The sequence below is a fragment of the Fulvivirga aurantia genome (assembly GCF_009711475.1).
GTDB classification, from domain to species: domain Bacteria; phylum Bacteroidota; class Bacteroidia; order Cytophagales; family Cyclobacteriaceae; genus Fulvivirga; species Fulvivirga aurantia.
This window is the reverse complement of record NZ_SMMD01000854.1, coordinates 1-11,648: the sequence shown is the minus strand read 5'-3', so window position 1 is coordinate 11,648 and position 11,648 is coordinate 1. Positions and strand designations below refer to the sequence as shown.

Here is an 11,648-nt window from a genome sequence, read left to right as displayed (position 1 = left end):
AAACTATTACGGACACAATGTAATATATGTTTTACTTAATGTAAAGTATTTTTTACATATATCTCACTTTACTCATTCATCTCTGGACTTCTCTAGCCTTTAGAGCTTCAGTAATTGACTTCTCACAAATGCCTACATTTTGATTATTTCAAGTTTATTTTGTTTACTTTTATGAAAACCAGCACACTTACCTATTCCATGTCGACTTATAAAGTATTAATTGTTGAAGACGAGCTTATTATAGCTGAAGACCTTAAAAGTATTTTACTGGAGTTAGGACATGAGGTTTGTGGACTTGCTATAAGTGCACGCGAGGCACTTGTTTTACTGGAGACTCATTCACCAGATCTTGTACTCCTCGATATCCAGATCAAAGGAGGCATGGATGGTATAGATCTCGCGAGTGAAATACGAGCGCAGTATAAGACCCCATTCGTTTACCTCACATCTCATGCAGATCCTACCACGCTGCAGCGAGCCAAGGAAACCAACCCTTATGGCTACCTGGTGAAACCCTATCAGGAGAAAGATATAAATGCTACGATTGAGATCGCCATCAATAACTTTATGAAAGAAAACGAGGCAAAAACTCAAAGTTCGATAGACAGCGGGCTGGTTGTAAACGATAGTCTATTTGTAAGAAATGGCGGTATGTTGGTAAAATTAAAGTTCAACGACATAGCTTATATCGAAGCTGATGGTAACTACTCCAACATATTTGCATCTGATAAAAAGTACGTAGTGCGGTATATCTTAAAAGACCTGGAATCAAAACTTACAGATTATCAGTTTGCCCGTGTGCATAAGTCATTTCTCATAAATTTAAACGCTATTGAGGCTATAGATTCTACAGAGGTGCATGTTGGCAACAAAAAAATACCCATCAGCAGAAACCAGCATACATGGCTTTTAAGTCATGTAAAGACACTTTAGCGGCCTAGCAGACACTCATATTTCTATTGATTTACATAATATAACGCTTCATTTACAAATACATACCGTTGCTACCTAAGCAGACGTTGTGAGCTTCCTTATTGATGATATTGACCTATCGTTAATTTAAACATCTATCAATATGAAAGCCCTAATAACAGTTTTACTCGTAGTATTATTTTCTTCCGCAGGACTAGCTCAAGATCAGCTGGCACACAACACTACCATCAAAAAATCACCAAATAGTGTTTTAAGAACATCTCCACCACTCTACCCAGGAGGTACTGAAGCCATTAGTAACTATATGATCAACAATTTGAAATATCCTGAAATTGAAAAACTATTTGCCATCGAAGGTACAGTAATGGTCGATTTTGATATCATGGCTGACGGAAAAATCGAAAATATAACCATAAGCAAATCAGTGAGTCATGGTCTTGATAAAGAGGCTAAAAGACTGATTTCAAATATGGAGTATTGGATTCCGGCTCTTCAAAATGGTCAGGCAAAAGCAGTAAAATACAGATTGCCCATCACATTTAAACTGCATCACTAGGTCAACTTAAATGGCTAAGCATAAAATCCATTGCTAGCCATTTATTTTTCTCACCATAGACTTACGAATAATATCATTATCTTGTAGAAAACCTCTTCCCTATCTATTAATTCCTGAAAATGTATAAGATCTACTTATCAGCTTTACTCATATTTATATCTGCCTCCCTTTTAGGTCAAAATTATAGCTGGGTCGCTGACTCACTTGAGATTTATGACAATAAAATAGCGGTCGCCACTGAGAATAAGAACTTTAAGGCTCTTATCGAATACTACAAAATACTATGTGAAGAAGGTCAGAAAACATTAGATAAGTCGATATATGAGCGCTTTAGGTCAGCCATTAAAAATGAGGCCTACAAAGAGCATTATGTGCTTTACGCCATAATCAATGACCGGATGGGAATACTCGAATTTTATAAGGAAAACCATCTGGCGGCCAGTAAATGTTTTAGCGTAGCTTCCGACTACTACAAAAAAGCGGGGCATAGGAAAGATGCCGCAGGCATGGCCATGAACTTAGGCGTAATCCTGGAAAGGATGAGCGAATATCAAAAGTCTGTTGATGCTTACAAAAAAGCCATGTCGATTTTTATAGATTCCAGAGATACCTCTTCTGTAGCGATGTGTTTAGAAAATATTGCATTAGCATATAGTAAAAGCGGTAATTTCAATGAAGCCATTCAATTTTTTGACAGAACAGATTCCGTGCTTTCTACCAATACAGCTGCTGAGAGCCCACGTTGGATAGGTTTTTATTATAATCAAAGCTCCACCTATGAGATTATGGGTGACCATGAAAAGGCATTACAGCTGGCACTCAAAGGCCTGGTAATGAGTGAGAGTCGCAATGATATCAGGCAGGTAAATGATGGGTATAATGCCTTGCTGAGAATATATAGCAAGACAGGTGATGATATCAACTGGCTAAAATATATGAGATTGGCCACTAATTTTTACAAAAAAACAGACAACTGGTACCGTTTAGGTGCTCTTCATAACCAGGCAGGCAACTTCTATCTATCAAAAAATAAAATAGACTCAGCCTCAGCATACGTCTCGAAGTCTCTACCTATGCTCTTACAGATCAAGGACAGTATTGGTGTTTCCAAAGCGTACCTTTTAAAAGGCGATATTAATACTGCTCAGGAAAAATATGGTAGTGCCCTCGAAGATTATCAATCAGCTTTAAAATTTCATGAAGAAGGTGCGCAAATTACAGAATCGCAGATCTACCATAACTTAGGCAGTACTTATATGCAATTAGGTGATTACGCTCTTTCTGACACTTACCTGATGCGTTCACTGGCAATAAGAAAGTCTATGGGTAGCCCTGATCTACTTAAAGAATCCTACCTCACGCTTTCGGTGAATATGAAGCAACAGAATAGGTATAAAGAGGCTTACGAGTATTTCACACTTTTTAATCAATTTCAGGACAGCATATTTAACAGCACAAAATCTAAACAGATAGCTGAATTACAAACGCAATATGAAACAGAAAAAAAGGACCAGGCAATAGCAGCACTTGAGCAAGAAAGTAAAATTGCGACCTTGCTGGCCGATCAAAAATCTACTCAAATCAAATACAGTGCTGGTTTGGTGGTGCTTTTGGTGATATTGGCCTTTGTCTTCTATCGTAGGGCTCAGCATAAGCAAAAAACCAATAAACTTCTTTTTGCCAAGAACACAGAAATTGCACAGCAGAACATTGAAAAAGAAACACTGCTAAAAGAAATCCACCATCGGGTAAAAAACAACCTTCAGGTAATTTCTAGTTTATTAAGTATGCAAACTCGGGGTTCTAAAGACGTAAAAGTGATCGATGCTGTAAGAGAAAGCCAAAGTCGCGTGAAAACAATGGCTTTGATACATGAAAAGCTGTACATCAACGACAGCCTGTCACGGATAAATATGACTGAATACATGAGGCAGCTTAGTGAATTTTTGGTTCAAACTTACCATTCTGACAAGGACATAGACCTGGTGATCGAAACCGAAGATATTTTGCTTGATATAGACACAGCCATACCTCTGGGTTTGATTACCAATGAACTTTTGTCAAATGCGCTTAAATATGCCTTCCAGGACATGAAAGAGGGTACAATTAAACTGAGCTTAAGAAAAGAAGAGCCGGGTAAGTACAGATTAGTGGTAAGCGATACCGGAAAGGGACTCGTAGATGATTATGATATTGCGAACTCAAAATCACTTGGACTTAAACTTGTAAATACACTCACCAGACAACTTCAGGGCCACTTAAACATTATTTCACAGCCTGGTGCTACTTTTTCAATTTCCTTTAAAGAAAGTGCCATGGTTGCATAAAACAAAAGCACCGGATTGCCTGATCAATCACGGTGCTTTTGCTATGATTTAAATGATTATTCGGTTTTCAGTCCTTCCACCGGGTTGGTTTTTGATAGCCTACCGATCTGGGTGAAGACCGTAGTGAGTAGTACCGCAATCAGTAGAAAAACAGCCGTAGCTACCCCAGAGTAGTTTATTGGCATGTGATAGGCATACGCAAAATCAAGCACAAACGAGATAAGAAAAAAGCTGGCAGGTGCACCGATCGCCAATGCAATTACAAAAAGCCAGGTATATTGACGAGTAATGACCGATAAAATTTGATCCAGCCTCGCTCCTAAAACTTTTCTAATACTTAATTCTTTAGTGCGCCCAGACACATTAAGCGTAACCAAGCCATACAAACCAAGAGCTGCGAGCATCACAGCAATTATTGCAATTACCTGCCAAAACTGGGTATGCCCATTTATTTCGGCATAATACAATCCCCAGACATCTTCCTGATGCCCACCCTGAAACGGTATTTCCGGAAAAAGCGAAGACCAGTTTTGTCTTAATTTAGCATACACCTCAGATTGCTCTCCATCCTCAACCTGCATGGCCAGGTATTGATAATTTTCTGGCTCAGCCACTCTGAAAAATATGGGCTCAATAGGATAAAAAAAGTTGTTGCTATGGAAATCCTTGACAATACCAATAATTTCGAATTTGCTACTATCATAGCCCAGTTCCATACCCAATGGCTTATCTAGTTTAAGGTTTTTTACAAGTGTTTCATTTACTATTATGGCCTGCCTGTCACTACCCGGGTGGTTGTTAAAATCCCTTCCTTCTATAACTTTCAGCCCCATTATATTGAAATAATTTGCTTCTACAGCTAGCTCTTTCACATCGTATTTGTTGTTGGGAGGTAATGTAACTACGGCATGAAGCGCACTTGTACCCACGTGATTGGCAGCTCCAGATATGGCCCGTACAGCTGACTCCTGCTGCATCAATGCCTTCAGTTGATCAAACTCTTTCTCACCAGAAACAGCTGTATAAAGCACATCCTTTTGGTTGTAACCCCAACCCCGTTTGGCAGTGTATCGCGTGTTTTGCGTAAATACTACTGCACTCGTGATTAGAATACAGGCCAATATTAACTGAAAGCCTAAGAATATCTTGGTAAGTGGGTTCTTCTTGCCAAACTCAACTGACCCCTTAAATATCTTGGATACATGGAACTTGGAAATATATAATGAGGGGTACAAGCCTGAAGCCACACCCGTAAGCAAAAGTATCAGTGGAAGGTAAATAAGAAGCAAAGGATCATAGATGGTAAATTCCATGCTAAAATCATTGATTGCTTCAAACCATGGAATGATGACAGCAGTGCCTAATATAAAACCAAAAACCAGTGCAATAGTCGTAACCAAAATGTTTTCTGTCAAAAATTGAGTGATAACTTTCTGACGTGTAGCACCAATGGACTTGCGCACTCCGATTTCTTTCAACCTTTTAGTTGCCGAGACAATAGCTATGTTGATGTAATTTAAACAGGCCAGAGCCAACATAAATAAACCTATAATACCTAAAAAAATCACTGACGCAGCATTATCTCCTCTTCCATAAGAAATATCACTTTGAATATTTGGTGAGCGCTCGTATAAAGTGGCTAATGGCTCAAATGCAAAGTCATGAATTTCCCATGTATTTTGGGCTTCATTCTGCAACACCTTGTATTTATCCATGCTGGCTTCGATTTCTGCAATGGCATGAGGCTCATCTAATTGTATAAAGGTGGCCTTAAGCAACTCACCCCAATCATGCTCGTCATAATCTTTATGCCCCACAGCCAGGTTGTCAAAATTGAGTAGGAAACTAAAACGTATATCACTTGCCTTCGGGAATTCTTCAGCGACACCGGCTACCTTAAACAGTTTACTATTTTCTAACCCAAATATTATCTGCAAGTCCTTACCTATGGGATTTTCTGATCCGAAGTATTTTTCGGCCATTTGAGCGCTCAACACCACACTATTCATATCGCCTAGTGCATCTTGTACGCCCCACTTTAAGGGAAAAGTGAACATTTCTAAAAAGGACGGGTCTACATATCGAACTTGCTCATGAAAAACATTGTCCTTATGCTTGACAATTGCATTTTGATCTTCGACACGACATGTGTTTCTGACCTGAGGAAAGTCTTCTTTGAGCATCGTTGCTAATGGCCGCGGTGTTAGACCATTTTGCTGCATGGTGCCATCGCGCTCTACAAATATGGTGGTAAGAAATACACTCTCCTTATTTACGTGATGCTGATCTATGCTATAGACATATTTTGTAAAACCGTACACCAACATACAGATGCCGATGGCTAGTGAGAGACCAAATACATTGATAAATGCATTTAAGGGATTTTTCATTAAACTTCGGGAAGAAGTTTTGTAGTAATTTTTAAGCATAACTATTGTTGTATTTTGAGTTGTTGATTTTTTCCAGGCATACGACTGGCAGCAGCGTAGCACATCCAGATAGTAATAAAATGAGGCTTTTGAGTGACCAAACTCATCTAGCCTATCGTAAAACATCTCTTCCAGATCGCCATGAAGCTCTTCAAACCGATCGCTTCTGCAGTACCATTTAAAAAAGAGGTATGGCAATCGAGGTATGCTTGTTTTCTTTGTCATCCTATCTGCCATTTAAATGCCACCTCAGGGATCTGATTTCGTAGGTTGGTTCGCAATTCCATAGACTCATCAAGCGCCTTTTTGCCATAAGGGGTAATAGAAAAAAGCCGTTTCCTCTTACCCCCACGTTTAGCTTCAGCCTCACCTAGCTCGGATTTAAGCATCCCTTTCTCTTCTAATCTGTATAATGATTTGTGCACAGCACTTACATTGACAGACCGACCTGATTGCTCTTTAATTTCCTTAGTGATGGCTACTGCGTAGGCATTTTCGTATAACACCCCTACTGTAAGCAGTACTAACTCTTCAAACTCACCTAAATATGATCGACTCATGATTATATTATTTCATTTTGTCAGTAATATACGGAGAAGGTTTTATAAAGTTTACTTTTGTCAGTAAAATAAATTTAGAGATCGACAATCTTCTAAAAACAAAAGCTACCTTAAAGTCGAACCATTGTTGGTACAACTTCAAAGGCAGCTTTCTCTTTGGCCCTATGCTATTAAGTCAACTAATCCCTTATCAAAAGCATCTTAACGCTACTTTCATTATCTGTGATTAGCACTACCTTATACAAGCCATTTGGTAAATTATGCCCTTCTTTGTTAAAGGTATGCGACCAGGAGTCATTGGCTTTTTCAGAAAAACTATACATCTCTTTTCCCATAGTGTCATAGATCTTCACATTTACTAGCTGTTCAGACCCAAGTTTGGAGGAAATAGTAAATGAGCCGTTGGTTGGGTTTGGGTATAAATTCATATTCTTATCAATTGATTTTGAGTCTTCTTTAGCTGAAAGTCCCATAGTGCGGGCAGTACCATGAGATGTAACAGCCTGGCTCAACACAACTTCTGACAAGCCCAGACCAACTGTGAATCTGCTACTAAGTGGGCCAAGGTAAGACTCGTATATTCTAAGCTCTATGCCATATATTTCGTCTCTTTTATCTTTGCTCAAAGTTGAAAGATCAAAACTAAGGTTATAATCAGAGGCAGGAACACGTACTCCTAAATCTACGTCTCCTTCACTACGGTCTTTTAAGATCAATTGTACAGCCGGAGCAAGGACTTTAAATCTTATCTGGTTAAAATGCGTCCAGGGTTGATCATAAAAATTCATAGTGTAGCGCAAATATTCATCTACCCCGTCACCGTCTGTCTTCATGTAAAACATGATATAATCATCACAATCTCCAGCAGGACAGTATCCCGGATCATCGGCACTTACATAAACAGAAGGAGTGGTGATACCGACACCATCGAGACTACTTCTATCATAGTCGTCATTTTCATAATCGGCCAAAAACATGTCTGCACTTGCTCCTCCAGCACCACAACGGCCTGGTTGACACATGATCATAGGCTTACTTCTGTAATGATTGGGCAAACCATTTATATCTACATCATCAAAATACTGGTTAGCATAATGACTGATGTATAGGGTATTATCCCAAATGAAATACTTTTCAATACTTGAAGCAGTAGTCAGGTCATATATGTCGCTGGCCACAGTCACTGCAGTGCCATCTTCATAGTGCAGCTCTATGTCTGAAGGTACATTAGGAATAGCCGAAATCATCTGACCTCCAAACTCTGCCCATTGTAAATATATTTTGGCACTATAGGGCAATTTGTGAAACTGCCAGATATACATTTGATTTCTGTTGTACGAGCCACTATGCGTATATACTGATGGCTGAATGATAGAGTTACCCCTACCCGGGTCGTATAAAAAGGTTGGATGGCTTGGTCTGTCATACTCTTGAGGCAGACCTCTGTATCGAATTGCATAAAATTCAGAAACAGGTTCTGGTCCCCAATTGGGCTCGAGATGAATAGTACCTACATTTAAATTAAAGGTGTTTATAGCGTCCCAATCAGGAATTTGCACATCAGAAACTTCTAGTTGAGCATTGTAAGCGATATCTAAAACTCCCATTGGATCGACTGTAGACCATGGGTGCCATTGTATTTTAGGGGTTAACCTGCTATTTGCAATACCCGTTACTGAACCGTCAAAGTCGACCAAACCAGTATTGAGGTTACTGTCAAGGTGTGAGCTGAAATCCATGTCTACCTTTGCCTCATGTGGTGTTCCCGCTTCCCATGTGATACCTTGAGACCAGTGTACAGGGCTTTTTCTATGTGCTCCGAAAATGCTTATACCCACTGCATTTCCATTATCAAGTCCGGCAAAGTGTACATTTTTTATTCCTGAAGGGCCATCATACAATGTATGTCCGTGTAATCTGTTACGTTGGTCTGCATGGTCTATGCTTAATACCGGCAAAGAATAAGGCACCGAAGTGTCTGTTTGATTTATTCGCCTAATACCTACATTATCTGATTGACCTACAGTAAGTGAATTAGTCAAAATCTGATTAAATGAAAAGAAGGTGTTTTTGTGAGAATCAGCAAGCCGGCATTGATCAAAATAAATGGTGGTAGCTCTTGTCCATATACCTCGAGCACTACTTTTGTAAGAAGTAAAACCAGGGATTATCTGAGGGTCTGTGGCACTAGTATTGGGTGTATAGACACTATATTCAAAAGATTCTTCTCTTAGAGAAACCAACCCATCTCCATTAAGATCATTCCACCTGGCCATACCATCAATGGCTAAGTTTGAGAAATTGTTAGAATGAGCTGTATTGCCTTGAAAAGAAGTAATTTTTAAATTTTTTGGTACCAGAGCTGAGGTGGGATTATCAATTACTGAAGGTTGAGCAGTAAACCAAAAGCCCGATCCCTCCGAACCAGCTGCAACATTTCCTATGAATGTATTATCAGGATTAGTTATCCAATAGGTTGCTGGTAATAAAGTGGCAAAATCAAGCGGATCTTCTACCCTATCATGTAATTGAACTTCTTCTCCCAGCTTAGGCTTACGGGTTAATATGCCTAAGTTATAATTGAACACATTGCCTCTTTCACTACCCGCCTCGAGGAAAAAACCATGGCCAATATGATCATAAGCCACCACTTCTTCTATCAGTGCATTATCTGTATGATGTACCGTGACAGCACGATTGAATGACTTGTGAATACTGCTGTTTTTGATATATTGACCAGCCGCATTCATACCATGATGCCAATGCACAGGATAACGGCCTAACCTCGACTTTTGCCCCATCTGGAAGAGTTCTACACCCGATATTCTTCCTTTAGAACCCATTCCTCTGATTATGATATGTCCACCAAATCCATCAGTTCCGGGATTCTCGCCCATGATCAAAATATTTCTGGTAAGTAAACCTACTTCAGCTCTTTCATCCAAAGTAAGCGACCCTCCTTTATAATGTTGAAGTTCACCATAATGCATGGTATCAATCGGAGTATCTATAGATACCCTTGTACCACCTCCGCTTACAGCTGTTATTGTTCTTTTTTCTGCTTGATGTGCACTATAATCTGTTGATGCTACAACAATCTCATCTCCCACGCGCCAGTCAGTGCTCGATACAAAGAACAATTCTTCTGTTCCCGCATCTGCTGTTCTGCTCAGCTTTGTCCAGCTGACACGATTCTCTCCATGGATATCAATCTCTCCCCTATTAATCGCACCTATAAATTTAGTACCGAGACCACTCACATCAATTGTGGAATTATTACCTGTAAGACCGATAACCCCTTTTTTTGTGTATGGATTTAGTTCCGTGCCCCACTCAAAGCGAGCATCGGGTCCATCTACCAAAATATATTCTGTTGATATGCCAATGTCTTTGGTCATATCGACTTCTACCCGGCCATGTATGGTGATGTCTTTGACTTTTACATCTCTATCGATCTTGATTTCTACATCAACTGGTACAACTACCTTGTGATACATGGATGGCGCCATGCCAATGTCCCACGATTCCGGGTGTGACCAAACAGGATTTGATGGGTTTCTTCTTGCTGTAGCTATTTGACAAAATACCTCACCTGAGATTAACAGGATAAGGCAGGTGAGAATAAGTTTTTTCATGATTTCTAAGTGATTTTACCCCTTGGTGATTTATAAAAGCAAAGGGTTACCGAGAAATCGAAAAAATTTCGAGTGTAACTTAATTTTCGCTGAGAGGAAGGAAAACTTTAAAAATGCTACCCTTGCCCACTTCGCTTGTCACGGAGATTTTCCCTCCATTACTTTCAACGAATTCCTGACAAAGCGTGAGCCCCACGCCTGTTCCGGGTTCCATAAGTGTACCTTTTTCTGAGTCAACACGCTGGCCTTTAAATAGGCTAGCTAATTTAGTTTCATCCATTCCTATGCCGGTATCAACAACATTTAAATGGATAGAATTATCATCTAGTACGCTATTGACAGAAACGCTTCCATTGCTTGTAAATTTCATGGCATTGGTGACCAAATTACGTATAACAAAGGCAAGCATGTCTTTATCTAGTTTTACTACCTGCTCATCAGGCACGTCATTCACCAAATCTATATTTTTCTTAGTAGCCTGATTTTTTACTAATGAAAAAATGGCTTCTGTTTCTTGCCTTATGTCGACTTCTTTAGGCACTACACCCTTTCTCAATTGCCACTGAGACCACTCCAGAAGATTTTCTAAAAGCGTTATCACACTCACGACATTACTGTCAATGGCCTGGTAATATTCTGACGCCTCTTCTTTAGTCATAATACCCTGATCAATCATCATTAATATAGAGTGAAGATTGGCCAGAGGAGATTTTATATCATGAGAAATTATAGAAAATAGTTTGTCTTTCAATTGATTAAGTTCTTCTAACCGTAATTTAGCCAGATTTACCTCCTTGTAGGCCTGATCAAGCTTCATGGCATTTCCCACACGAGAAAAGAACTCTAATTTACTATAGGGCTTACTTAAAAAATCATGAACACCGCTATCGAAGGCTTGCTGCAAGCGTTTTGGCTCAGTCATTACAGCGGTGATCATAATGATAGGAATGTGCTGGGTAGCCTCATCTCCTTTTATGAATTTAACCAATTCAAGGCCAGTCATTTCGGGCATATCCCAGTCAGTGAGAATAAGGTCAGGACTGTATTTGAGGGCCAACTCCGAGGCTATTTTACCATTGGGTGCAGAATAAACACTTTTTGTTATACCCATTTCACCGAGATACTCCATGATAAGGGCTATGTTTTCAGGCTTATCGTCAACTACTAGTATGGAGTACTGCATATCTCTGTCTCTGCTTTAATTTTGA

General features: G+C 39.5%; 7 protein-coding genes. 3 read left to right on the top strand and 4 right to left on the bottom strand.

Annotated features, from left to right (window positions below; translation table 11 throughout):
- The first annotated feature begins 171 nt into the window (after positions 1–171).
- From E1176_RS13015 to E1176_RS13005, 3 genes are all read left to right on the top strand, one after another.
- Entirely contained in the window at positions 172–933 is a 762-nt protein-coding gene (locus tag E1176_RS13015) for a LytR/AlgR family response regulator transcription factor (protein WP_246206047.1), read from the top strand.
- Positions 934–1,075: 142 nt separating this feature from the next.
- The gene (locus E1176_RS13010) at positions 1,076–1,489 is read left to right on the top strand and encodes an energy transducer TonB (RefSeq protein ID WP_155211068.1); all 414 of its coding nucleotides are present in this window, start codon (positions 1,076–1,078) and stop codon (positions 1,487–1,489) included.
- 119 nt (positions 1,490–1,608) lie between these two features.
- A complete protein-coding gene (locus E1176_RS13005; protein WP_155211067.1) occupies positions 1,609–3,816 on the top strand; it encodes a tetratricopeptide repeat-containing sensor histidine kinase in 2,208 nt (735 codons plus the stop codon).
- A 56-nt stretch (positions 3,817–3,872) separates the two neighbouring features.
- Here the strand turns inward: E1176_RS13005 and E1176_RS13000 are convergent, their stop codons facing one another.
- The 4 genes from E1176_RS13000 to E1176_RS12985 form a co-directional block, all read right to left on the bottom strand.
- On the bottom strand, positions 3,873–6,470 hold the full coding sequence (locus E1176_RS13000; RefSeq protein WP_185152796.1) for an ABC transporter permease: 2,598 nt from the start codon (positions 6,468–6,470) through the stop codon (positions 3,873–3,875).
- On the bottom strand, positions 6,467–6,805 hold the full coding sequence (locus tag E1176_RS12995) for a PadR family transcriptional regulator (protein WP_155211065.1): 339 nt from the start codon (positions 6,803–6,805) through the stop codon (positions 6,467–6,469). Before E1176_RS12995 ends, E1176_RS13000 begins: the two co-directional genes overlap by 4 nt.
- Positions 6,806–6,984: 179 nt before the next feature.
- Positions 6,985–10,440, bottom strand: coding sequence for a G8 domain-containing protein (locus E1176_RS12990; RefSeq protein WP_155211064.1), 3,456 nt, complete (start codon positions 10,438–10,440; stop codon positions 6,985–6,987).
- Between the two features lie 79 nt (positions 10,441–10,519).
- Positions 10,520–11,623: a hybrid sensor histidine kinase/response regulator gene (locus E1176_RS12985; protein ID WP_155211063.1), complete on the bottom strand. Its 1,104-nt coding sequence runs from the start codon at positions 11,621–11,623 to the stop codon at positions 10,520–10,522.
- Between the last annotated feature and the right edge of the window lie 25 nt (positions 11,624–11,648).